General features: G+C 32.5%; 24 protein-coding genes. 10 read left to right on the top strand and 14 right to left on the bottom strand.

Going from position 1 to position 24,622, the window contains the following annotated elements; genetic code table 11:
- Positions 1-2 precede the first annotated feature (2 nt).
- Positions 3-383, top strand: a complete 381-nt coding sequence (locus OYT91_RS07460; protein ID WP_269222357.1) for a pyrophosphohydrolase domain-containing protein — start codon at positions 3-5, stop codon at positions 381-383.
- Positions 384-457: 74 nt separating this feature from the next.
- Here the strand turns inward: OYT91_RS07460 and OYT91_RS07455 are convergent, their stop codons facing one another.
- A complete protein-coding gene (locus OYT91_RS07455; RefSeq protein WP_269222358.1) occupies positions 458-1,525 on the bottom strand; it encodes a branched-chain amino acid aminotransferase in 1,068 nt (355 codons plus the stop codon).
- A 310-nt stretch (positions 1,526-1,835) separates the two neighbouring features.
- On the opposite strand from OYT91_RS07455, the gene mnmC2 reads away from it, so the two are divergent.
- Together mnmC2 and OYT91_RS07445 are read left to right on the top strand one after the other, a co-directional pair.
- Positions 1,836-2,495, top strand: coding sequence for a tRNA (5-methylaminomethyl-2-thiouridine)(34)-methyltransferase MnmC2 (mnmC2, locus tag OYT91_RS07450; RefSeq protein WP_281240137.1), 660 nt, complete (start codon positions 1,836-1,838; stop codon positions 2,493-2,495).
- Between the two features lie 151 nt (positions 2,496-2,646).
- The gene (locus tag OYT91_RS07445; RefSeq protein ID WP_269222360.1) at positions 2,647-2,844 is read left to right on the top strand and encodes a hypothetical protein; all 198 of its coding nucleotides are present in this window, start codon (positions 2,647-2,649) and stop codon (positions 2,842-2,844) included.
- An 867-nt stretch (positions 2,845-3,711) separates the two neighbouring features.
- Here the strand turns inward: OYT91_RS07445 and OYT91_RS07435 are convergent.
- Positions 3,712-4,653, bottom strand: a complete 942-nt coding sequence (locus tag OYT91_RS07435; RefSeq protein ID WP_281240136.1) for a hydrogen peroxide-inducible genes activator — start codon at positions 4,651-4,653, stop codon at positions 3,712-3,714.
- 139 nt (positions 4,654-4,792) lie between these two features.
- On the opposite strand from OYT91_RS07435, the gene OYT91_RS07430 reads away from it, so the two are divergent.
- Both OYT91_RS07430 and can read left to right on the top strand, forming a co-directional pair.
- Positions 4,793-5,263: a Dps family protein gene (locus OYT91_RS07430; protein ID WP_281240135.1), complete on the top strand. Its 471-nt coding sequence runs from the start codon at positions 4,793-4,795 to the stop codon at positions 5,261-5,263.
- 589 nt (positions 5,264-5,852) lie between these two features.
- Positions 5,853-6,491, top strand: coding sequence for a carbonate dehydratase (gene can / locus OYT91_RS07425; protein WP_281240134.1), 639 nt, complete (start codon positions 5,853-5,855; stop codon positions 6,489-6,491).
- A gap of 53 nt (positions 6,492-6,544) precedes the next feature.
- Here can and OYT91_RS07420 read toward each other — a convergent pair whose 3' ends face one another.
- From OYT91_RS07420 to OYT91_RS07405, 4 genes are all read right to left on the bottom strand, one after another.
- A complete protein-coding gene (locus OYT91_RS07420; protein ID WP_281240133.1) occupies positions 6,545-7,747 on the bottom strand; it encodes an LETM1-related biofilm-associated protein in 1,203 nt (400 codons plus the stop codon).
- 197 nt (positions 7,748-7,944) lie between these two features.
- Positions 7,945-8,520 (bottom strand): YdeI/OmpD-associated family protein, encoded by a 576-nt coding sequence (locus OYT91_RS07415; RefSeq protein ID WP_349293197.1) that lies wholly within the window; start codon positions 8,518-8,520, stop codon positions 7,945-7,947.
- A gap of 8 nt (positions 8,521-8,528) precedes the next feature.
- Positions 8,529-9,056 carry a superoxide dismutase family protein gene (locus OYT91_RS07410; protein WP_269222365.1) on the bottom strand — a complete coding sequence of 176 codons (528 nt, stop codon included), beginning with the start codon at positions 9,054-9,056 and terminating at the stop codon, positions 8,529-8,531.
- A gap of 71 nt (positions 9,057-9,127) precedes the next feature.
- The gene (locus OYT91_RS07405) at positions 9,128-9,652 is read right to left on the bottom strand and encodes a DUF8685 domain-containing protein (protein ID WP_269222366.1); all 525 of its coding nucleotides are present in this window, start codon (positions 9,650-9,652) and stop codon (positions 9,128-9,130) included.
- A gap of 127 nt (positions 9,653-9,779) precedes the next feature.
- Here OYT91_RS07405 and OYT91_RS07400 point away from each other — a divergent pair, with 127 nt between their 5' ends.
- From OYT91_RS07400 to OYT91_RS07385, 4 genes are all read left to right on the top strand, one after another.
- The gene (locus OYT91_RS07400; protein WP_281240132.1) at positions 9,780-10,211 is read left to right on the top strand and encodes an META domain-containing protein; all 432 of its coding nucleotides are present in this window, start codon (positions 9,780-9,782) and stop codon (positions 10,209-10,211) included.
- A gap of 34 nt (positions 10,212-10,245) precedes the next feature.
- Positions 10,246-10,752 carry a DUF4251 domain-containing protein gene (locus OYT91_RS07395; RefSeq protein ID WP_281240131.1) on the top strand — a complete coding sequence of 169 codons (507 nt, stop codon included), beginning with the start codon at positions 10,246-10,248 and terminating at the stop codon, positions 10,750-10,752.
- A 154-nt stretch (positions 10,753-10,906) separates the two neighbouring features.
- On the top strand, positions 10,907-11,995 hold the full coding sequence (locus tag OYT91_RS07390; RefSeq protein WP_281240130.1) for a calcium:cation antiporter: 1,089 nt from the start codon (positions 10,907-10,909) through the stop codon (positions 11,993-11,995).
- A 38-nt stretch (positions 11,996-12,033) separates the two neighbouring features.
- Positions 12,034-13,278: a BamA/TamA family outer membrane protein gene (locus OYT91_RS07385; protein WP_281240129.1), complete on the top strand. Its 1,245-nt coding sequence runs from the start codon at positions 12,034-12,036 to the stop codon at positions 13,276-13,278.
- Positions 13,279-13,419: 141 nt separating this feature from the next.
- Here OYT91_RS07385 and OYT91_RS07380 read toward each other — a convergent pair whose 3' ends face one another.
- From OYT91_RS07380 to OYT91_RS07360, 5 genes are all read right to left on the bottom strand, one after another.
- Positions 13,420-15,210, bottom strand: coding sequence for an acyl-CoA dehydrogenase FadE (locus tag OYT91_RS07380; protein WP_281240128.1), 1,791 nt, complete (start codon positions 15,208-15,210; stop codon positions 13,420-13,422).
- A 38-nt stretch (positions 15,211-15,248) separates the two neighbouring features.
- A complete protein-coding gene (locus OYT91_RS07375; RefSeq protein ID WP_100431394.1) occupies positions 15,249-15,596 on the bottom strand; it encodes a four helix bundle protein in 348 nt (115 codons plus the stop codon).
- Positions 15,597-15,638: 42 nt separating this feature from the next.
- Positions 15,639-16,820 carry an acetyl-CoA C-acyltransferase gene (locus OYT91_RS07370; protein WP_281240127.1) on the bottom strand — a complete coding sequence of 394 codons (1,182 nt, stop codon included), beginning with the start codon at positions 16,818-16,820 and terminating at the stop codon, positions 15,639-15,641.
- Positions 16,821-16,892: 72 nt separating this feature from the next.
- Positions 16,893-19,283, bottom strand: coding sequence for a 3-hydroxyacyl-CoA dehydrogenase/enoyl-CoA hydratase family protein (locus OYT91_RS07365; RefSeq protein ID WP_281240369.1), 2,391 nt, complete (start codon positions 19,281-19,283; stop codon positions 16,893-16,895).
- Complete coding sequence (locus tag OYT91_RS07360) at positions 19,267-19,734, bottom strand: MarR family winged helix-turn-helix transcriptional regulator (RefSeq protein ID WP_269222374.1); 468 nt, start codon at positions 19,732-19,734, stop codon at positions 19,267-19,269. The genes OYT91_RS07365 and OYT91_RS07360 overlap by 17 nt, the downstream gene beginning before the upstream one ends.
- Before the next feature lie 447 nt (positions 19,735-20,181).
- Here OYT91_RS07360 and OYT91_RS07355 point away from each other — a divergent pair, with 447 nt between their 5' ends.
- Positions 20,182-20,643 (top strand): VapA/VapB family virulence-associated protein, encoded by a 462-nt coding sequence (locus OYT91_RS07355; RefSeq protein WP_281240126.1) that lies wholly within the window; start codon positions 20,182-20,184, stop codon positions 20,641-20,643.
- An 82-nt stretch (positions 20,644-20,725) separates the two neighbouring features.
- Here the strand turns inward: OYT91_RS07355 and OYT91_RS07350 are convergent, their stop codons facing one another.
- From OYT91_RS07350 to OYT91_RS07340, 3 genes are all read right to left on the bottom strand, one after another.
- Positions 20,726-21,775 (bottom strand): proline iminopeptidase-family hydrolase, encoded by a 1,050-nt coding sequence (locus OYT91_RS07350; RefSeq protein WP_281240125.1) that lies wholly within the window; start codon positions 21,773-21,775, stop codon positions 20,726-20,728.
- 229 nt (positions 21,776-22,004) lie between these two features.
- Positions 22,005-23,786 carry an AMP-dependent synthetase/ligase gene (locus OYT91_RS07345; protein ID WP_281240124.1) on the bottom strand — a complete coding sequence of 594 codons (1,782 nt, stop codon included), beginning with the start codon at positions 23,784-23,786 and terminating at the stop codon, positions 22,005-22,007.
- Between the two features lie 194 nt (positions 23,787-23,980).
- Positions 23,981-24,424, bottom strand: coding sequence for a hypothetical protein (locus OYT91_RS07340; protein ID WP_281240123.1), 444 nt, complete (start codon positions 24,422-24,424; stop codon positions 23,981-23,983).
- Positions 24,425-24,622 lie beyond the last annotated feature (198 nt).

Genomic DNA, 24,622 nt, shown 5'->3' with positions numbered 1-24,622 from the left:
GGATGCAAAAACAAATCAACGCTGTCAAAGAATTTCATACAGCATTTAGGATAGGACATAGCGAAACTCCAATTGCTAGTTTAGGCGAAGCCAAAAATGAACTTCGTTATAATTTGATGAAAGAAGAGAATGAAGAATATCTCGAAGCAGTGCAAAATAATGATTTGGTAGAAATTGCTGATGCGCTAGGGGATATGATGTACATTCTTTGTGGTACCATTATCGAGCATGGATTGCAGCATAAAATTGAGGAAGTGTTTGATGAAATTCAACGGTCTAATATGAGTAAATTGGGTGAAGACGGTAATCCTATTTATCGTGAAGATGGTAAAGTTATGAAAGGGCCAAATTATTTTAAACCTGATTTTTCTAAGTTGATTTAGTATTTGTAATTATCCATAAAAAAAGCGATTCTCAAAATGAAAATCGCTTTTTTGTTATATCTAAAAATTGTAAACTATACTTTAACTGTCCAACCAAAAGTATCTTCGGTTAGTTTGTTTTGTAAGTTTGTTAGCTTTTCTTTCAATTGGGATGCATAAGAGTTTTCTATTTTTGGTAACTCATAATAAACATCTTTATAGGAATAACCTGCAATTGGGTTTACCACGGCAGCAGTACCAGCTCCAAAAATCTCTTTTAAAGTTCCGTTTTTAGAAGCTTCAACTAGTTCAGAAACCAATACTGGGCGAACCTCTACTGATATTCCTTCTTTTTTGGCCATGTCTATAAGGCTTTTTCTTGTAATACCATCAAGAATACGTTCGCTTACAGGTGCTGTAATTAAAGTATCGTTTATTCTGAAAAACACATTCATTGTACCTGCTTCTTCAAGTTTGGTATGTGTAGCGTCATCTGTCCAAATTACTTGTTGGAATCCTTGTTTATTTGCTAATGTTGTTGGGTAGAATTGTGCAGCATAGTTACCCGCCGCTTTGGCCGCACCAATACCTCCGTTTGCTGCTCTACTGTAATGCTCTGCAATTAATACTTTTACTTCTCCAGAGTAATACGCTTTTGCAGGAGACAATAAAATCATGAATTTATAATCTTCGGATGGGTTTGCAACAACTCCAGTTCCGGTTGCAATCATGAAAGGTCTTATGTACATGGTACTACCATTGTCGTTTTTTACCCAAGCTTCATCTAATTTAAGTAATTGTTTTAATCCTTCTATGAATACATATTCAGGAACTTCAGGCATGGCCATTCTTACAGCCGAAGTGTTAAAACGTTTGTAGTTTTCATCGGGTCTAAAAAGCCATAAATCATTCTTATTATCTCTGTAAGCTTTCATGCCTTCAAAAATAGCTTGGCCATAATGGAATACTTTGGCAGAAGGATCTAATAAAAAAGGAGCATAAGGTTTTATAACAGGTTGTTGCCATTCTCCATTAATGTAGTCACATTCTAATAAATGATCAGTAAATACTGCTCCAAAGCTTAAATTATCAAAATCAACTTCATTTATTTTTGAAGTAGCAGCCTTTATTATTTCTATTTTGTTGGTTTGAGTGGTACTCATAATTATTACTTGAATTGTTTTGAGATATATAGTTGTTTAGTTAATAAAACGGTTGCAATAAAAATACGTTCTATTGCTTGAGATATTGTTTGCAAAATTAAATAAAAATCATATAAATACTTGCTAAAATATCATTAATTATAATGGTTATTTGTGAATTGTTTATAGTATAAATTTATTTAGTAATTCAGATGAAATTCTATTAAATATTTAAATATTCTATGATATAAATAGCGATAAGAAATACTTTTAATTAATTTTGGGAATATTATTGGGATTTAAAAAACTAAATCGCTTCAAAAAAAATATTTTGGAAAGAGAAATTATACAGACATTGGATGGCTCAACAACGATCCATATTAAAGAATGGAATGAGTGTTATCATTCAAAACATGGTGCAATACAAGAAGCAAAACATGTTTTTATTAAAAATGGTTTGGCATTATTTCCAAATCAAAAAATAGCTATTTTAGAGATTGGTTTTGGTACAGGTTTAAATGCTTTTATTACTTTTTTGGAAGCTCAGAAACTTGGTCAAACAATAGATTATGTTGGTGTTGAAGCGTATCCGATATCGGATTTAGAACTTCAATCGATGAACTATTTAGAAGAATTGGAAGCATCAGATTCTAAGGCTGTTTTTGAAAAGATGCATGCTATAAATTGGGAAGAAAAAATGGAATTGTCTGAACGTTTTTCTTTAACAAAAAGAAAACAGTTTTTTGAATCAATTGATGATATTGAGAAATTTGATTTGATTTATTTTGACGCGTTTGGGTATCGCGTTCAACCCGAATTATGGAGTACTGCAATTTTTGAAAAAATGTATAATGCTTTAAAACCTAATTCAGTATTAGTGACTTATGCAGCTCGTGGTGTTGTAAAAAGAAGCATGATAGAGGTTGGTTTTACTGTCGAAAAGCTTGCAGGTCCCCCAGGAAAACGAGAGATGTTTAGAGCAAGAAAATAATTGTACTTATTGACTTTTAGCTGATAAATAATTATTTTAAAAATCATAAATTTCTTAATTTCTATGTTAAAGTTATAATTTATATTTAAAAAATAATGTACATTTACAACACATTAAAAACAAGATCTAACCCCAAAAATCTTAATTTATTATGTCTAAAATAATGTTTGATTACACAAAATCTGTGTTGGAAAGAGTAAGTTTTGATCCAGTATTGTTTTGTAAAGAATTAGAAAAAGCTATAAGAACACTACTGCCTTTCGAACTGGATCAATTAAGAGAGTGGTTGTTTAACTACACAATAGAAAAACCAGAATTAAAGCAATGTTTGATAATTGTAAATAAATAATAAAAAAGGAACCATGAATTTGGTTCCTTTTTTTATAGCCATTTTTACATAATAGATAACAATGTTTAATATTAGAAAAATTGAATTCACCTCTTTTATGTGGGCATGACTCTTTGTGTTTAAATTGTAAAAATAAAATACACTTTCTCAAAAGTATACGTATTCACGAAAGATAATAGGGAAGAGTGATTTTATAGGAATTAATCTACTGAGTGTAATTCGTAAAATTTTTTTAAAACATAGGAGGAATATAAACTTTATTTTAAAAAAGAATATTAAAAAAAAATATATTTATTTCGCATAGAGCACTATGTGTGTTTCAAATAGGTCAAACACCTCTTTTTTGAGCCTAGAAAATCTATGTTTCTTTGTGTTTAAAATAATTGCACCCAACAGGTAAGAATTACTATTTTAGTAAGAACTCGAATTATTTATTTTGGCTGTTTCTTGTTTTAAGATATAAAAAAAAAATTACAAAAATGTTTTATAATGTGTATTTTGTCGATTATTTGTGAATTTAATAGAGTTTTTTTGTTCGTAAATTAAAACTTTTATTTAACTTTGAGTGTGTTTACTATACTTAACCTCTAAGCTGTTTTTGTTATGTCTAGGATGATATACGATTATACCAAAATGGTGCTCGAAAGAGTGAGTCTTGATCCCAAACTTTTCGCTAAAGAGATAAAAATAGCTGCTAAAAATTTATTACCTTTTGAGTTGGAAAATTTAAAAAAATGGTTGTTTTTTTACACAAAAGATAAACCAGAATTAAGAATATATTTTTTATATATTAAATTCAATAAGTCCAAAATCAAAAACTAAAAAAGAGGCAAAAAGGAACCGTAATTTGGTTCCTTTTTTATTTAATTATTTTTTTGACAGTGGGCTTACAATCTGTACATTCTGAAAAACAATTGCCCCTTTTACAACTCCAGCTATTGTACTTCTTAAAGCATCGATGATTTGGATTTTTAATTCGCTTTTTGGATATATTAAACTAACTTCTCTCGCAGGTTTTGGTTCTTTAAAATGTCTTAATTTTAATTTGTCTGAATCATTCAAATCCAATGTATGTAAGTAGGGTAATAATGTAGTTCCTAATCCCTCATCGGCTAGTTTGATTAATGTTTCAAAACTACCACTTTCAATTTGGAATGACTTAAGGCCTGATTCGTTACGATTTTTGCATAAATTTAAAATTCCATCTCTAAAACAATGCCCATCTTGTAATAGTAAAATTTCATTAATATTAAGATCATCTATTTCAATTTCTGCTTTCTGAAAAATAGCATTGTTTTCTGGAATGTAAGCAACAAATGGTTCAAAGTACAGCACAATTTCTTTGATTTTCTCATCTTCCAATGGAGTTGCGGCTATGGCAGCATCCAAATGCCCATTTTTTAATTTTGTAATTATTTCTTCAGTATTCAGTTCTTCAATAATAAGTTTAACTTTTGGATATTTCTTTATAAAATTATTCAAAAACATAGGAAGTAATGTTGGCATAATCGTCGGAATAATTCCAAGTCTAAATTCTCCTCCTATAAAACCTTTTTGTTGTTCTACAATATCTTGAATTCGATCAGCTTCATTTACAATGTTTTTTGCTTGAGTGACAATTTTTTGGCCTATATCGGTTAATTGAATTGGTTTTTTGGTGCGATCAAAAATTTGAATACTAAGTTCTTCTTCAATTTTTTGAATTTGCATACTCAATGTTGGTTGCGTTACAAAACATTTTTCGGCAGCTTGAGTGAAATTTTTATGTTCGGCTACAGCCAATACGTATTTAAGTTGTGTGATAGTCATGAAATAGTAATTTTTTATGCAAATATAAAAACAATCAATTTAACTTATGGTAAATTTTTTTAATTATTCTGTAAATTTGTTAAATAAAATAACTAATTACTCTGGTTTATAAATAGAGTAAACTTTAAATTAAACAAGGATGAAATTAAATGCAATAGGATTACCGGTAGCAGAATCAGAAGTTATAATAGTTGAATTGAATGTTCTTTTGTCAAATTTTCAAGTTTATTATCAAAGTTTAAGAGGGATGCATTGGAATATAAGAGGAAAACGTTTCTTTGACTTGCATCTTAAATTTGAGGAATTATACAATGATTCCCAATTAAAAATTGATTTAATTGCTGAAAGAGTGTTGACATTAGGTGGTAGACCATTGCATACTTTTGAAGATTACTTGAAATTCAATAAATTAGCAGTTGGTAAAAATATTTCAAATGATGAAACTAGTATTCAATTAATTGTAAGCTCTCTTTCTCAATTGTTACAAATTGAAAGAACAATTTTAGAAAAGGCTTCTGCAATTAACGATGAAGGTACTTCTTCTATGATGAGTGATTTTATTGTAGAACAGGAAAAAACCATTTGGATGATGAATGCTTGGTTAGAATAAACTTTACTATTTGATAATAAAAAAGGAATGCCTATTTGATGTTTAAAATCAAGTGGGCATTTTATATTTAGAATCTAATCTTTATAAATGGGTTTGTTTTAATTTTATACTGGAATTAAAAACAGTATCGAAAAATAGTAAACTGAGATTTAAATTAGCAGGATTTAAGAAAGAAGTAGCACTTGAGAATAGCGTTACAAATTATCATTATGGTTCAATTGTTAATTGTATTTATTGGTCTCAAAAATAGTTAAAACTATGTACTTTAGTGCATTTTCCTTTCAGGTTCTAAAAATATCCACCGCAAATTCTCAATTTTTTTTTCTTTCTAAGTCTTTAAATTTGTGAATTTGTGGTAGATTTTACTTTTCAACATCGAAGACTTTCAGTCTGCCAAACCAATCTATGGACTTTAAATCGACAGTGGTTTAATTTTTTTAAAGGGTGATTATAGAAAAAATCCCTATTGAAATAAGAGTTTCAAATTGATTAAGTTTGTTGTGTTTTTTGGATAATCAGCGTAAAAATGGTTTACTTTACTGTCTGTAAATTTTCTATATACATTTACTAAAAAAATAATACATCTAAAATGAGTGATTTTTATAAAAAAATATTAGATAATAATAAAAAGTGGGTTGAAGATCAATTGAATAATGATCCTGAATATTTTAAGGATTTAGCCAAAAGCCAAACACCACCGTTATTGTGGATTGGATGTTCGGATAGTAGAGTTCCTGCAAATGAAATTATTGGTGCTAAGCCTGGAGAAGTATTTGTACATCGAAACATTGCAAATATGGTTGTCCATTCGGATATGAATATGTTAAGTGTCTTGGATTATGCTGTAAATGTTCTCAAAGTAAAACATGTTCTTGTATGCGGTCACTATGGTTGTGGAGGTATAAAAGCAGCAATGGGAAATGCTTCAATTGGTATTATAGATAACTGGATTCGACATATCAAAGATGTTTATCGTTTGCATCATTTGTATCTGGATTCTATTTTAGATGAAACGGAACGATTTAACAAGTTTGTTGAAATCAATGTAAAAGAGCAAGTCTATGATTTGGCTAAAACGTCAATAGTGCAATCAGCGTGGAGATCGGGACAAGAATTAACTATACATGGATGGGTTTATGGGCTAAATTCTGGTTTTGTTACGGATTTAGGAGTTAATTTTAGTTCAAACAAAGATCTTACAGGAGTGTATCAATTGAATTTTGAATAATATAAATCCCTATAAAACAATAAAAGCTACTTTTTTGGTAGCTTTTGTTGTATTTAGTCATCATTGTTTAAATTTTCATTAAATGCAGATGGCAGTAATGTAGGTATAAATTTGATTAAAATTGGTAATAACAAACTTCCTCCCGGGAGTAAGAATATTGTTAAAGAAGGAATGGTTTTACAAATGTCTAATATTTGTTTTTTGACTTTTTTCTTTTCTTTTTCATCTAAATCTCTATGAGTAGAATGGGCCAAAAGAAGCATTAATTCCTTGCTTTGAATGATTTCTTTTACTAGTCTTGTTTTGTTTCTTGAAACAAGTGTTACGACACTTTGGGTCGTTTGGTCGTAAAAATGTTTAACAGGATTGGAAAAGTTAAAATACGGAATCTCTTTTTTATATTTTGAAATAAATGCATCTGTACTCAAAATACTTTGTGAGACAAATTCATTTGATATTGCAAAAGTATGAGCCAAAGTATATAAAAAATAGGCTTCGTTATTTTCTAAAACACCATCACTCCATAATGCCATTCCTGCAATATCAATAAGGTATTTTTTTTCTAAATCAGCAGTAAAGTAATGAAGTTCTAATGTCTCTAGGGTTGTGTTTTTGTTTTTAGAAAATTTACTATACCGAATTGAAGCTTCAAATAATTTTATTAATAAATCATCGTATTGAGATTTATTTGTTTTTATTTTCAAAGCCAATGTAACAATATTAATAATCGTTTCTTCGATCTTTTTTAGGTACTTTTCAGGAATATTACCATGAATAAGATATTGGCGAAAAGCTAAAACATCTATGAATAAAAGAGCATTGGTAACTAAATGGGAAAAGTTTTTATTGATGATATTGTCATTCGTCTGTACCCGTTGGTTTATTATTTTTTCTAGTGTTAACGAAGGTGTGCTTTTTGGTAAAATCTTTTTGAATAAATTGAATCCTTCTGGATGCATCTGTTTATAAAAGGCATTCACTTGTTCTATAAAAAGTGTTGAGTCCTTTTCTTTTTTGGTTTCTGTAAATACACCATATAAAGCATTTAATAATGCGATTTTTGAAATTTCTTCTTGAAACCAACCTTTAGTTTCAATTTTGAAAGGAATATCAAATGAAATGATGTGACCATATATGAAACCGGTATTTCTTAATTTTTGATAAAAATCATCTTCCGTTTCAGAGACAGTTTGTTCTGATAACTTTAGTTTAATAAAGAATTTATCTATCCAACCAGGTGCAGAAGGGTTAATCATTGCTATGTTTTGATTTGCAAAGCTATGTATTTTTATGAATCAATGTTTGTTTCTAGGGTTTATAAAATGGGGTACACTCTATTTTTATGAAATCTTCAATTTTTAAGTAAAGTAAATTAAGATTTGGCAAAAGGTTTTTTTTAATAGAAAATCATCACTATTGTTAAGTGTCTTGAATATTCAATTTTTTGATAAATTTATTCCCTAGATTTTTTATTTTGCTTACAATGTTCAATTATTATTGTAATTCGATTGTTTCTGGTTTCAATTCTTTTGGCTTGGTTGAGCCAGTACAGATAGCTTTTTTGATAGGAAGGACTAAAATTTTTGTAATTATCGAAAGCAATTTTATTTTTTTCGAATGCTAATTTTAAATCTTCGGGTAGTAGCAAATTTTCGACAGCATCCAAGAAAGTCCAAGATCCATTTTGTTTAGCTATTTCAATTTTAGCCAATCCACTTTCATGCATCAGATTGTCTGCAATCAATTTTTCAATATAGGTTTTGTTGAGTTTACTCCAAACGCTATTGTGTTTCCTAGGAGTAAACATTTGTTTGCGGCTGTGTTCATCAATATTTTTAACAGTAGAATCGATCCATCCATAACAAATGGCAACTTGAACAGCTTCTTCCCAACGCATGCTTTCGAAAGGACTATTTACTTTATAAAAAATTAAATAAACACCAGCTGACGAATGATGATTGTTGTGCAACCATTCCCGCCAAGCTGTTGTGTTTTTAAAGTAATAATGTTCCTTTTCTTTCAAGGCCAAAAAAAAAATTATTTGATAATTGCAGAACAAGCTACTCTAGCCCCAGCATTACCAGAAGGTTGAGTTGTAAAATCATCTGCTCCTTGGTGTACAATAAGTCCTTTTCCAAGAATGTTTTTGGTAGGATCTTCACCGCCGATAGTCCATTCGTCTGTAGTTAAAGTAATAGTACCGTTTCCTTTTTCATCTGCAATAAAATTGCCAATATCTCCTTTGTGATATTCTCCTACGCCCCATTTCCCATGTTTTTTGAAAGTAGGATTCCAATGTCCTCCTGCAGAACTTCCGTCAGCGGCTGTACAATCTGATTTTTCATGTATGTGTATGGCATGAATTCCAGGTTGTAACCCAGCAATTTTTGCTACAAAGGTTACTTTGCCATTTTTCTCCACAAATGTAGCTGTACCTGTTACATTGCTATTGCTTTTGGATTCAAATATCAGGTTTAAACTTTTGGAATCACTTGCGTTACCTTTGGTTTTGCAACCTATAATTACAGCAATAATAATAACGATAGAAAAGACGATTTTTTTCATAATTTAAAATTTTAATTGGACTATAAAAATACGTATAAAAAAGCGTATTAAAATTAATTGTTTCTTAAATTCTATTTTGATTTTTCACCCACAAAATGGTTTGTCGGAGATTTAAACAAAATATTGAAAGATGTCAAACTACCATAAATACGGGTAAGGTATTGTTGTAATTCTATCTTTTCTAATTCTTCTATTTTGCTGCTATTTATTTTTTGTTCCATTACGCGTAGTCGATCTCGAACCATTATAATTTTATGGAAAAAAGTATCAATTGGAATTTCTTTGGAGGCCAACCCAGCTTGTCCAGGTTCTAAAATAAGTTTACCACCTTTCCATTTGTCGCCTATTGGAACTATTTCGGATACATCAGACCATTTTTTCAAAAGGTCTCTTAAACTTTGTTCCACTTCCGAAAAACTAACGGTATCCACTTCGTCAACAGTAGCTTCAATAACGTTGAACGCATCGTCTATTGCGATAGTTTCTAATCCGTTTTCAATAAATGTCACCCAATATTCTTTGGATGAAACATTGGTAATTACTCCTTTTCCGTATTCGGGATGTTCTATTCGAGAACCAATTCCTAGTATAATCATGATTTTTTATCTTTTTACGAAAATAATAATACCCTTTATAAAAAACAAATAGGAATTCAAAACATATTTTATCTTAGTAATTTTTCTTATTTTTACAAGAAATAATTATAAATTTAATTACAAGATTATGAGAAAAATAGCATTATTATTTATGTTTATAGGAGCGAATTTTGCTTCTTGTGGTACTCCAAAATCTGCTGTAAAATCGTATTCATTGGAAGGTACTTGGCAATTGAATTATATTTCTGGCCCCAGAATTGCTTTTGATGGTTTGTTTCCTAATAATAAACCAACAATTTCCTTCGATTTAAAAGAAAATAAAGTTGCAGGAAACAATAGTTGTAATCAATATTTTGGTGCTTTACTTGTAGATGGTTCCAAAATTAATTTTGCAGATGCTAAAATGGGTATGACAATGATGGCTTGTGAAGGAAATGGAGATTCTGTTTATATGGAAATACTAAAGAAGATTGATTCCTATACGATTACAGATGAAGGAAAAACATTGAGTTTTTTGATGAATGACGTTGTTATGATGCGATTTACCCATCAAGATTGACGATTGATTTTTATATAAATTGAACTTTCAAATCATGAAAACTGTTTTTGTTACTTTTTTACTTTTTTTCTCAATGTTTATTGGTTTTGCTCAGGAAAAGTCAAAGCAGCAAATCAAACAAGAAAAAATAATTGTAAAGCAAAATGAAATTCAAGCTCTTGTTGATTCAAAAGAATATGAGTTTGTAGCTAGTACGGCTTACCCTCTAGGGACTAGAAGTATTGATTTGACTACAAATCCTAATTATTTGCGTTTTAAAAAAGATTCTATTTTTAGTGAAATGCCCTATTTTGGTAGGGCTTATGCTGGAATAGGTTTTGGAAAAGGTGGAGGATTGGATTTCAAAGGGCCTATTCAAGATTATTCGATAACTAAAAACAAGAAAAGTTATACCATTTTAGCAAAAGTAAAAGACAATTCAGATTATTACAGTATTACTTTAATTGTTTTTTTGGAAGGAAATGCATCGTTAACAATAAATTCTTCCAATCGAAATTCAATTAATTATCGAGGGCGTGTAGACCAAATTAAAGTCAATTAAGTTGGTTTTTTTATGTTTAGTATAATCATCTAAAATTATAATTACACAAAAAAAGGTTGAACGATAATGATGGAGATTCTTAAGTTGAGTTTTTTCTTAAGTAACAGCAATAGACGCAACAATTGTTTTAAAATATTTATAAAATAAAATACTTATGCAAAAAGAAATCAATTCTCATCTTCCTTTGTGGTCAGTCGTTGCCCCAATTTTAACTTGTTTACTGTATGCTGGAATTTCGTTTAATTTTGGAAGTTGGTATTTGTTTTTTCTAGCTGCAAGTTTGATAGTTTGTATTCTGGCAGCAGTACATCTTGCAGAAGTGATAGCACTAAGTGTTGGAGAACCTTTGGGAACTTTGGTGTTAGCCTTAGCAATTACGACAATCGAAGTAGCTTTAATTGTTTCATTAATGCTTACAGGTGGTAAAGAAACAGCAGTTTTGGCTAGAGATACCATTTTTGCTTCCGAAATGATTATTATAAATGGTATTGTAGGTGGTTGTTTATTAATTGGAGGATTGAAATTTAAAGAGCAAAGTTATGGATTGGAAGGGGTTAGTGCAGCCTTGACGGTTTTGACAGCGATTTCTGTTTTGACTTTGATTTTGCCAAATTATACCACTAGTATTATAGGTCCGGAATTCAATACAAATCAACTGTTTTTTGTAGCAATTATTTCATTGTTACTTTATGGTTCTTTTTTATTGATGCAAACAGTCAAACATCGCGATTATTTTTTGCCGGAAAATGCTGATGCGCAAGAAGAGATTCATGAAACACCCCCAACTTTAAAGGTTAGTATTGTAAGTTCTGTTTTATTGTTAATTAGTTTAGTAGCAGTCGTTATTTCGGCTAAAGCATTGTCTCCTAGTATTGAAACCGGTATTGATTCAATTGGAGCTCCAAAATCAACAGTTGGAATTATCATTGCAATGGTCGTATTACTGCCTGAAGGGATATCGGCTTTGAATGCAGCTCGTAAAAATAGATTGCAATCTAGTTTAAACTTAGCTCTAGGTTCTGCATTAGCCAGTATCGGACTAACAATTCCTGCAGTTGCATTTGTATCCATTTATTTTGATATGCCCCTTTATTTGGGAATAGATATCAAATCTACTGTTCTATTTGTTTTATCTCTTTTTGTATTGTCACTTTCATTGCGCACTGGAAAAACCACGATGATACAAGGGGTTGTTTTGTTAGTTATTTTTTCAGTCTATTTATTTACAACAATAATTCCTTAGTTAGTTGTTCAGTTTGTAATTGTTTAAATAAGAACGATATGATTAAATATTTAATCTCTTTTTTTGTTTGTTTTATTCTGAATCAGAATGTTATTTATGCTCAAATAGCTACAGATATTGACAATTCATGTACTCCCAAAACTATTTTTGAATTGTTTAATAAAAAAGATTCTATTTTAATGGTAAAACCAGTAAAGAATAGTTTTTTACTAGTAATGCCAGTTATTGGATTTCAACCTGCAACGGGATTAAATTTTGGAGCAGCAATTCAATATACTTTTAAAGGTAGAGATGTTTTAGATAAATATTCATCCACTAATCTTGGTTTGATTTTTACAACCAAAAAACAATTATTACTGAATGTTAAAAATAATATTTTATTAAGTGATAATAAATTATATTTAAGTGGAGATTATCGATTATATGTTTTTACTCAACCCAATTATGGGTTAGGGACAAACAATATTCCAAAATATAATAAAGATCCTGATTTTGATATTACATCGATTGAAGAACCTATGGATTATAACTATTTTAAGTTTCATCAAACGGCTTCTTGGGAATTAAAAAAACATTTTTATGTAGGAGGCGGAATAGAACTGGATTGGTATTCTACAATAGTTGATACAAACTTAGATGTTAATAACGGAATTTATACCAACCATTATGAGTATAGTATTTTATATGGCTTTAATACAAATGAATATTTTGTAAATGGCTTGAGTCTTAATTTGATATATGATTCTAGAGATAATCAAATTAATACAAGAAAAGGTTGGTATGCAAAATTAAATTATAGATTTAATGCTGATTTATTTAACGAACAAAGCGCTAGTAATGTTCTTTATTCGGAATTGCGATATTTTCTTCCATTAGATTCCAAAAAGGAAAATTTTGTATTGGGTATTTGGGCTTATGGGCAGTTTGTGACCAAAGGAGTTGTTCCGTATTTGAATTTACCTTCAATTGGTTGGGACCAAAGAAGCCGAAGCGGTGAGGGATATACTCAAGGACTTTTTAGAGGAAATAGTTTAGCCTATTTTCAAGCTGAATTGCGTTTTCCTATAACTTGTAATCAATTCCTTAGTGGAACAGTTTTTACAAATTTAACCACGGCTAGTAATGAAATTAATAACATTAGACTTTTGCAATATATTCAACCTGCTTTTGGTTTGGGTTTGAGAATTTTAATTGATAAGGCCACTCGTACGAATTTGGTTTTAGATTATGCAGTTGGGAATCATTCTAAAGGGTTCTATCTTAATGCAGGGGAAACTTTTTAATTATTGTACAAAATACCTTTACTGGTTCTCTCTTATTCAAAATTGTATTTTTTAATTTTTTTACAAAATAAAAAAGCCGCTTTGTCATTCAGGGACAATAGCGGCTTTTTAAACAAATAAAAAACTAAAAAAAATTATGAATTAGAAGCAGTAAGCATTTTCTGCTACTAATTTTGTAGTAATCGTTTCTCTTAATCCAACAACATTTGGCATATTGGTGTATTTAGTAAAACGACGAAGTCCCATTAACATCATGCGTTGCTCATCGCCTTCAGCAAAAGAAATAATGCTCTCTTTTCCTTTTTGAGTGATGATGTCAACCGCTTGGTATAAGTATAATTTTGCCATTGCAATTTGTTCTTTCACTTTGTCTTCACCAGTTGCTTTAGCTAATTTTTCGGTTCTCAATATAGTACTCTCGGCCATATAGATTTCGATTAAGATATCAGAGGCAGCCATCAATAATTGTTGGTGAGAATCTAAGTCTGGGCCGTATTTTTGAACTGCTCCACCGGCAACCATAAGGAATGCTTTTTTCAATTTGGTAATCATTTCTTTTTCTTCAGCAAACAATTCAGAATAATCAGGAGTTTCAAAAGATGGAATTCCCATTAATTCTTCTTGTACTTTAGAAGCAGGTCCAAGTAAATCAACGTGACCTTTCATTGCTTTTTTGATCAACATTCCAACTGAAAGCATTCTGTTGATTTCGTTTGTACCTTCGTAGATACGAGCAATACGAGCGTCTCTCCATGCACTTTCCATAGGTGTGTCTTCAGAGAATCCCATGCCTCCAAAGATTTGAATTCCTTCGTCGGCACAGTTTTGAACATCTTCAGAAACGGCTACTTTCAAGATAGAACACTCGATAGCATATTCTTCAACACCTTTCAATTCTGATTCTTGGTGCGAAACACCTTCAGCTTCACGAGCAGTAATTCTATCTTCAATGTCTTTTGCAGCACGATAGGTAGCACTTTCTCCTGCGTAGCAAGAAGTTGCCATTTCGGCCAATTTAGAACGAATAGCTCCAAACTGAGAAATTGCTGTATTAAACTGAATTCTTTCGTTAGAATAGTTTACGGCTCCATTGATTACTCTACGTTGTGCATCCAAACAAGCTGCTGCCAATTTGATACGACCTACGTTCAATGCATTCATGGCGATTTTGAAACCATTTCCTCTTTCAGACAACATGTTTTCTACAGGGACTTTAGTTTCATTGAAGAAAACCTGACGAGTCGAAGATGCACGAATTCCTAATTTATGTTCTTCTTCGTTCATTGAGATTCCATTATCTTTAGTGTTTTCTACGATAAATCCAGTGATATTTTTGTCATCACCAATCCTTGCGAATACAATGAAAACTGAACAAAATCCTGCATTCGAAATCCACATTTTTTGTCCAGTGATCGAATATGTTTTTCCGTCTTCAGATAAAACAGCTTTAGTTTTTCCAGAATTGGCATCAGATCCAGCACCCGGTTCCGTCAAGCAATACGCTCCAAACCATTCTCCAGAAGCCAATTTAGGCACGTATTTTTGTTTTTGCTCTTCTGTTCCGTAAAGTGTAATTGGCATTGTTCCAATTCCGGTGTGTGCTCCAAAAGCAGTAGAGAATGAACCCGTTGCTCCCGAAATATAATCACATACCAAAACAGTATTTACAAATCCCATTCCCATTCCGCCATAAGCTTCAGGTACTGCTACGCTTAAGAAACCAAGATCTCCCGCTTTTTTCATACACTCTTGTGTATACCCATAATCTTTTTTCTCAAAACGATCTTTGTGTGCCCACAATTCTTTATCTACGAACTCTTTTACAGAGTCACGCATCATTAATTGCTCTTCATTGAAATCTTCTGGCGTGAAGATATCTTCACATTTTGTTTCTTTTACGATGAATTGACCACCTCTTGTTTTGTCGCTCATTGCTTTATTATTTTAAATTATGAATTTTAAATTTTAAATTATTTTGATTCTTGTGATGTTTTAATGATTTTGGTTATTATATTAATTATGTGTTCAACTTCAATTAAATAATGATTAATTTCAATTGTTGTTAAATCAGATTTATCTAATAATCGCAACCAATATTTAGTTTCTCTAGCTTCTTTTGAAGCAATGGACATTTTATGAATAAAATCTTTTCTTGATTGTGCAGCAATTGCTTCTTCAACATTCGCTCCAATACTTGTGGCAGATCTTAAGATTTGTTTAGAAATTATGAATTCATTTTCTTTTTTAAGCTGAACAAAAAGGTTTACTATCGATAGTGCAAAATCAAATGTTTTTGTTGCAATAATATTTTCCTTCATGCACGTTCATTTAAAATTTATAATTCAAAATTTATAATAAAATTAAATTAATTCAAAAACACCAGCACTTCCTTGTCCTGTTCCCACACACATAGAAACAATTCCATATTTGCTTCCTCTGCGTTTCATCTCGTCAAACAATTGAACTGATAATTTGGCTCCGGTACAACCTAGAGGATGACCTAAGGCAATCGCCCCACCATTTACATTGATGATATCTGGATTCAAGTTCAATTCGCGAGTAACTGCCAATGCTTGTGAAGCAAAAGCTTCGTTCAATTCAATTAAATCGATATCATTCAGCGTTAATCCTGCTTGTTTCAACGCTTTTGGAATCGCTTTTACAGGGCCAATTCCCATGATTCTTGGTTCAACACCTGCTGAGGCGAAGTTTACCAATCGAGCGATAGGTTCAAGATTTAATTCTTTCACCATTTCTTCGCTCATAACCAGTACAAAAGCAGCACCATCACTCATTTGTGAAGAGTTACCAGCCGTTACACTTCCGTCGGCAGCAAAAACAGCTCTAAGACCTGCTAATGCTTCCAAAGAAGTACCAGCTCTTGGTCCTTCGTCTTTGTTTACAACGTATGATTTGGTTTCTTTTTTACCATTTTCATTGATAAAAGTTTGCTCTACCGTAATTGGAACAATTTGTTTGTCAAATTTACCTTCTGCTTGTGCTTTCAATGCTTTGTTGTGTGATTGAAAAGCAAATTCATCTTGGTCTGCACGAGAGATGTTGAATTGTTTCGCCACCGCTTCCGATGTCAATCCCATTCCCCAATAGTAATCCTCGTGTCCCGCTTTTGCAACAGCATAATCTGGAGTAGGTTTGTAACCTCCCATTGGAATAAAACTCATGCTTTCGGCTCCACCGGCAATGATACAATGTGCCATTCCAGATTGAATTTTGGCAGTTGCCATTCCGATTGTTTCCAATCCCGAAGCGCAATATCTGTTTACGGTAACACCCGGAACGTCATCTACTTTTAATCCCATCAAAGAGATTAAACGACCTACGTTTAAACCTTGTTCTGCTTCTGGCATGGCGTTTCCTACCATAACGTCGTCAATACGTGTTTTGTCAAAATCAGGCAACTCATTCATCATAAACTGAATGGTTTCTGCTGCTAATTCATCAGGTCTTTTAAATCTAAAAACCCCTTTTGGTGCTTTACCTACCGCAGTACGATACGCTTTAACTATATATGCTGTTTTCATAATTATTATTTTGAATTTTGAATTTTAAATTAATTCAAAGGGCATTTAAAATTCATAATTTATAATTTAAAATTAATTGCGGAGTGGTTTCCCTTTGGTTAACATGAACTGAATTCTTTCTAGCGTTTTTCTCTCAGTACAAAGTGATAAAAATGCTTCTCTTTCAATATCCAATAAATATTGCTCAGACACCAAAGTAGCTTCAGATAAATCACCACCGGCCATAACATAAGCCAGTTTGTTTGCAATTTTAAGATCGTGTTCCGAGATGTATTTACCGGCAACCATTTGATTGGTTCCTACCAAGAACATTCCTAAAGCTTGTTTTCCCAAAACTTTTACATCTGTTCTGCGAATCGGTTGTGTATAACCGGCTTCGGCCATTAATAAAGCATGTTTCTTAGCTTCAGCAATTTGACGGTCTTTGTTTACAACTATAATATCTTTACCATGTTGTAAAAGTCCAGTATCAAATGCTTCGTAACCTGAAGTCGATACTTTTGCCATAGCGATAGTCATAAAGTATTCTTGCAACACATTCAGTTCGACATCATTTTTACGGAATAAATCGGATGCACGTAAGGCCAATTCTTTCGAACCACCACCGCCAGGAATAACCCCAACACCAAATTCAACCAATCCCATATAGGTTTCTGCAGCAGCAACCACTTTATCAGCATGCAAACTCATTTCGCAACCACCGCCAAAAGTCATTCCGTGAGGAGCAACTACAACCGGGATTCCGGAATAACGCACACGCATCATAGTGTCTTGGAACATCTTGATAGCCATATTCAACTCATCGTATTCTTGCTCCACTGCCATCATAAAAATCATTCCGATATTGGCACCAACAGAGAAATTCGCTGCTTGGTTTCCAATAACCAAACCTTGGTATTCTTTTTCGGATAAATCTATCGCTTTATTGATCGCAGCTAAAACATCACCTCCAATAGTATTCATTTTGGATTGGAATTCTAAATTCAAAATTCCGTCACCCAAATCTTGGATGATAGCACCGCTATTACTCCAAACTTTTTTGCTTTCGCGAATGTTGTTCAGGATGATGAATGCATCTTGGCCTGGAACTTTAGTTTGCGATTTGGTTGGAATATTATAGAAATAAGTTGCGCCCTCTTTAATACTGTAAAAACTAGTACTTCCAGAAGCTAACATTTCGGTAACCCAAGGGGCTGGGGCAAGACCTTCGGCTTTCATGATTTCAATTCCTTTTTCAACACCAATGGCATCCCAAATTTCGAATGGACCATTTTCCCATCCAAAACCAGCTTTCATGGCATCGTCTATTTTGTATAATTCATCAGAGATTTCAGGAATACGGTTGGAAACATAAGCAAACATTCCAGCGAAACTCTTTCTGTAGAATTCACCTGCTTTGTCTTTTCCTTTTACCAAAACCTTAAATCTGTTGATTGGTTTGTCAATTGTTTTTGTCAATTCCAAAGTAGCGAAAGAAGCTCTTTTGGCAGGACGGTATTCCAAAGTATCCAAGTCCAAAGAAAGAATGTCTTTGTCTACTTTTTTGTAGAAACCTTGACCTGTTTTGCTTCCCAACCATTTGTTTTCCATCATTTTGTTAACAAATTCCGGAAGTTTGAACAATTCGTGTTGTTCGTCTGTTGGGCAGTTTTCGTAGATTCCGTTGGCAACATGCACCAAAGTATCCAATCCAACAACGTCTACAGTTCTGAAGGTAGCCGATTTTGGACGTCCAATAACCGGACCAGTCAATTTATCTACTTCTTCAATAGTTAATCCCAATTCTTTTACCAAGTGGAACAAACTTTGAATTCCGTAAATACCAATACGGTTTCCAATAAATGCTGGAGTATCTTTGGCAACAACCGAAGTTTTGCCTAAGAATTTTTCTCCGTATATCGTTAAGAAATCCAATACTTCTTTTGAAGTTTGTGGACCAGGAATGATTTCGAATAATTTTAAGTAACGAGCCGGGTTAAAAAAGTGAGTACCGCAGAAATGTTTTTGGAAATCTTCGCTACGTCCTTCGCTCATGAAATGAATTGGAATACCAGAAGTGTTTGATGTAACCAAAGTTCCTGGTTTTCTGAATTTTTCAATTTGCTCAAAAACCAATTTTTTGATGTCCAAACGCTCCACAACTACCTCGATGATCCAATCTACATTGGCAATTTTCGCCATATCATCCGTAGTATTTCCAGTAGTGATTCGGCTGGCGAATTTCTGACTGTAAATAGGAGAGGGCTTTGATTTTAAAGCCGTAGCTAAACTATCATTTACCAAACGATTTCTCACGATTTTACTCTCAAGAGTCAATCCTTTTTTTGCTTCTGCATCAGTCAATTCTCTTGGTACAATGTCCAAAAGTAAGACTTCAACACCAATGTTAGCAAAATGGCAAGCAATTCCTGAACCCATAATTCCGGATCCAATTACTGCAACTTTTTTAATGGTTCGATTCATCATTACTGTTTTCTTGTTGATTAAATATGTTTTTATTCTGAATTAGTTCGTTTATTATTTCTGCCACTTCTATGAAAGTGTTTATCTTTTCTTCCGAAATGTGTTTTCTTACGGATTCATTAAAATTCAAAACGGTATTCTTCGAAAGCTCTCTTTTTTCTTTCCCAAAATCGGTCAGGTAAATCAAAACGCCTCTGCCGTCTTCTGGATTTTTCTTGCGGGTGATTAGCCCTTTTTCTTCCATCGATTTTAACGTTCTGGTCAAACTGGTGGCTTCCATTCCCATTCTGGGACCCAATGCAGTTGATGGTGTTCCTGTTTCTCTATCAATGCTTAATAAAGCAAATCCAGTGGCCATTGTGGCTTCATATTTATGAGCTTCTTCGTTGTACATTCTGGATACGGCTTGCCAAGTTGCTCTTAGGATATAATCTATTGTTTTGTTTTTCATATTCTACTATATCGATTTCAAAAGTAATAAAAAAAATACTATGCACGCATAATAAATTTAGTTTTTTTTTAATATTTTATAAATATAGATAAAAAACTCCTTTGAAATAAGGACTTTAGAAAATATTATGCATGCGCAGTATTTCGTGATTTTAACAAAAAGGATGTTTTTTTTTGAAAGTGTTAATTAGACTGAAATCTCAATTAAATTTCATGAATGATTATCAAAAAAATATTGGTTTTTAGTATTCTTTAAAATGGAGAACGATATTTTATATAATGAAAATTACATTTTGTTTATGTTTTATTTACAATAAATTCATTATTTATTGATAACCAAACAGGTAGAAACACGTATGTAAATTAATTAAAATTGTAATAATATTGATACAGAAAAATGGTGGTAACCGAAAAACCAAAAATAGAGTAGGTGTAAAAAAAAATAGTTATGTCAAACAATCAAAATGGAACTAATAATTTAGTTCAGGGAGTAAGTAAAGAAATTATCGCTCATGATTTTCATGTTGCTATGGATGGTAAATTAGATAATGAATTAATTTATGCTGCCAAGGATCAAATTTTTACTACAACTGCATCCTATCCTGCGAAGGGCAGTTCAGTAAGTATGATTTTTTATCTCCAATTTCAAGTAAGTATTGATAATGGGAAAACTTTTAATGGCAAAGCTGGGGGTATTTCTACTCCAGGTGGAGGAGCTCTTTTTGGAGATATTTACACAGATGATATAAATCGTTTATATAGTAATACAGTAAGTTTTCAATTTACCAGTACACCTGTATACTTAAGTCTTATATTTTTTGATAATCATTCTAATGTTTTAGGTACTTTTCAATGCGGTTCTGTATCTACTGTTACTGGTATTGGTGGAGGAACTGGTTCTTGGTCATAATTACATTCACAATTATTATTTAAAATTTTAAAAGCGTCTTTGTATTAAGACGCTTTTATATTTCTATCATTTTTCAGATTATTTACCCTCTTTTAAACTCCCCACTATCCACATCTCTCAAAAACTGAATCACGCCTTTGAAATAGTTTTTCTGGTCATCGTATTGCGAAAGGTGGCTTCCGTTCGGGCAAAACAAAAAGCGTCCGTTTTGTACTTCGTGGGACATCCATTCCATGTGTTTGGGATCCATAGTGTCGAATTTGGCACCAATAACCAGAGTCGGAACGGTAATCGTTTTGAGTCGAGCCGTGACATCCCAATCTTTTAAAGTGGCGTTTCCTGTAATTCCAAATTCACTTGGGCCTTGCATGTACACATACACAGATGGGTTCATGTGCTTGAAAGCCCTGTTTATGGATTCTGGCCATTGATCAACAGGCATTCTCAGTATGTGCTCGGTATAATAGTATTTGAACAGCAGTTCGGTGTATTTTGGGTTGGTATAATCCTTGTTTTTTTCGAATGTTTTGATTTGGTCAAAAACAGCTTTTGGAAGTTTGGGTCCTAGTACTTCCTCGGCATATTTGTTGTAAGCAGGTGCGCTGGCCATCATGTTGGAGATAATCAGTCCCTTGAGATTCTTTTGGTATTTCAATGCATATTCCATCGCGAGGATTCCGCCCCAGGATTGTCCTAAAACATAAAAGTTGGTGTTGTCACAACCCAGCGCTTTTCGAACCTGTTCTACTTCTTCGACAAAGCGTTCGTTGGTCCATAAACTAGTGTCATTCGGTTGGTCGCTGTAATAGGAACCCAATTGGTCGTAGTAGATGTACTCAATACTTTCGTTCGGGAAATAGCCGTCAAAAGCTTCGTATAGTTCATGGGTAAGTCCAGGGCCTCCGTGAAGCAAGAGTACTTTGATGGTTGGATTGTTGCCCACCGTTTTTGTCCAAACTTTGAAAGTGCCTTTTGGAGTGGTAATCGGAATCATTTTGATCCCGCCGGTAAACTGATCGTCTCTTTTTGCAAAACTCAGATAATTGGCTTTTACGCTGTCTTCTGTTTTTTCTTTACAGCCTGTCATTAAAAAGAGGCTGATGAAAAGCAGGGTGTAGATTTTGATTTTCATAGGTTTGTAGTATTTGTTTTTAATGGATTATGGCAGTTATCACGCAATGTTTTTTCTCGCAAAGACGCGAAGACGCAAAGTTTAGAACCCTTCTATTTGCGTCTTAGTGTCTTTGCGAAAGATTGATTTATAAACTTTTTTTTAAAATTATTGTGAAGATAAGAAGTTTTTAAATACAAAAGTCCCGATAGTGACTATCAGGACTTGTGAATTTTAATTTAATTGGTTTTTATTCAAAATGACCGTATATTTTTATGTATAGGTTTTTATAAATTTCCAATATAATTTTTCGTTTCAATTTCAAAGTAGGAGTAAGGTGTCCTCCTTCAATCGACCAAACATCGGGTGTCAATTCAAAACGTTTGATTTGTTCCCAATTTCCGAATTTTGGGTTTAGGTGATCAATTTCTTCTTGAATACGGGCAATTACTTTTGGATGGGCAATTACTTCTTGATTGGTTTTACCCACTTCAATTCCGTGTAATTTTTCCCATTCTCTGATAAATTCAAAACTAGGTTGTATAAAAGCGCCCGGCATTTTTTCTCCATCACCAATGACCATAATTTGCTCGATAAAACGAGATTGTTTCATGGTGTTTTCGATAATTTGAGGTGCAATGTATTTTCCTCCAGAGGTTTTGAACATTTCTTTTTTGCGATCGGTAATGGTTAAAAAGCCCTCTTCATCAAGATTTCCAATATCTCCCGTATGGAAGTATCCATCGATGATAGCTTCGGCTGTTTTTTCAGAATCTTTGTAATACCCCATCATTACATTTGGTCCTTTACAAAGTATTTCGCCATCTTCGGCAATTTTAACTTCTACATTATCTATCACTTTCCCTACAGTTCCCACTTTGAAACCTCGATTTCGCATGTCGTTTACTGTAATCACCGGTGAGGTTTCGGTCAATCCGTAGCCTTCCATTACTGGAATTTCGGCAGCAGCAAAAACACGGGCTAACCTTTTTTGAAGCGCAGCACTTCCAGAAACCATTAGATCCAAATTACCACCCAATCCTTCTTTCCATTTGCTGAAAATTAATTTACGGGCAATTTTTAATTGGAATTCGTACCAAAAACCATTGGCTCCATAAGGCGCATAATGCAAACCTAAATTGATGGCCCAAAAGAATAACATTCTTTTTATTCCTTTTAATTCTAGTCCTTTGGCGTAAATTTTATCGTACACTTTTTCTAAAAGCCTTGGAACTGCAGTAATAACATTTGGTTTTACTTCTTTTATGTTGTCACTGATTTTATCTATTGATTCTCCAAAATATACCGATACACCATAATATTGGTATAAATATAAAATCATTCTTTCGAATATGTGACAGATTGGGAGGAAGCTCAAAGCCACACTTTTTCCAGCTTCAAAAGGGATTCTTGGAGCACTATTTAAAACGTTAGAAACTATGTTGTTATGGGATAACATGACACCTTTTGGTCTTCCTGTGGTTCCTGATGTATAAATGATTGTTGCTAAATCTTCTGGATTTACGTTGTTTTTTCGATCCTCAACTACATCTTGATTACTTTTATCTTCTCCAAGAACTAATAATTCTTTCCAATTTTTGCAGCCTTCAATTTCATTAAAACAATAAACGTCTTTTAAGGATGGTACATTCGCTTTTATATTGTTTACTTTATTCAATACTTCAATATCCGAGACAAACACATACATTGCCTCAGAATGATTAAGAATGTATTCATAATCTTCTTGAGCGATTGTTGGATAAATAGGAACGTTTTGCGCACCAGTTTGCAGAATACCAATGTCCATGATGTGCCATTCGGTTCTGTTACTGCTTGAAATGATCGCTATTTTATCATTTTTTTGAATACCCATTCGGAGCAAAGCTCTAGAAATAGCATTCGCGCTATCGATATATTCTTGAGTAGAGGTTTTCACCCAAACCCCATTTTGCTTGGTTACTAAAGCATCTTGTTTGTCATAATTTTCTAACTGAAAGTATGGAAAATCAAAGAGACGGGTGATCGTTGTCATCGTATATTTATTGGTTTAGGTCGCAAATTAAATAAAAATTATTAATATTTATTTTTTTTCAAGGAATAAATATCAAAAATATAATTACATAATTGACAATCAACGAAATCGATTTCTTAAATATTTTGTATTTGAATGAATTCTACTAAAATAAATCGGAATAATAAGGTGTTCAGGTTATTACGATTTGTTTATTACTCGATATATTCTTTGAATCTTTCTCCCGAAATATATATTTTCTTTTTATCGTAGTGAATGGAAAATGAAGTTAATTCCCACTCATTTTGATCATTTGATTTTGAATTATTTTGATCACTTTTTCTATACCAAAAAGAATATGAAGCACTGTTGAAGCCTTCTTTGAAAATTGGAATTCCCGATTCGGAACATTCAATTCCCCAAAGGATGTTTTCTTTTATGAGGTCTTCATTTTGAATAAATCCTGTGCCGTCTTCGTTGAGTAGTGTTGTAGGTTCAATTTGATTTACATAAGTATAAAGCCCAGTTATAGGATAACCGATTACTGTGGCAATGTAATGATCTTTGTTGCTGTTTTTAATTTTGGTAACTTTAATTTGAGCATAAGAGTTTGTTGCACTTATAAGAAGTGCAGCAGTCAATAAGTAAAAATTTTTCATGAATGTAGGTTAATTATAAAAGTTTAAAGAGCAAAGGGCATTACTTTTTAAACCAAAGTTAGGATTGAATTATTTCGAAATATATAATAATTTAATTTTATCTCCCTCTGCTTCAAAGAGGGTTGGGCTGAGGATCATACCATTAATGCTATTATAAAGTTCAAATTGGTGTTTGAATTGGCTAAGATACAAACTGAA

The organism is Flavobacterium praedii, from assembly GCF_026810365.1.
Classification (GTDB): domain Bacteria; phylum Bacteroidota; class Bacteroidia; order Flavobacteriales; family Flavobacteriaceae; genus Flavobacterium; species Flavobacterium praedii.
Note: the sequence above shows the minus strand (reverse complement) of the source record. Positions and strands in the feature narration are given on the sequence as shown.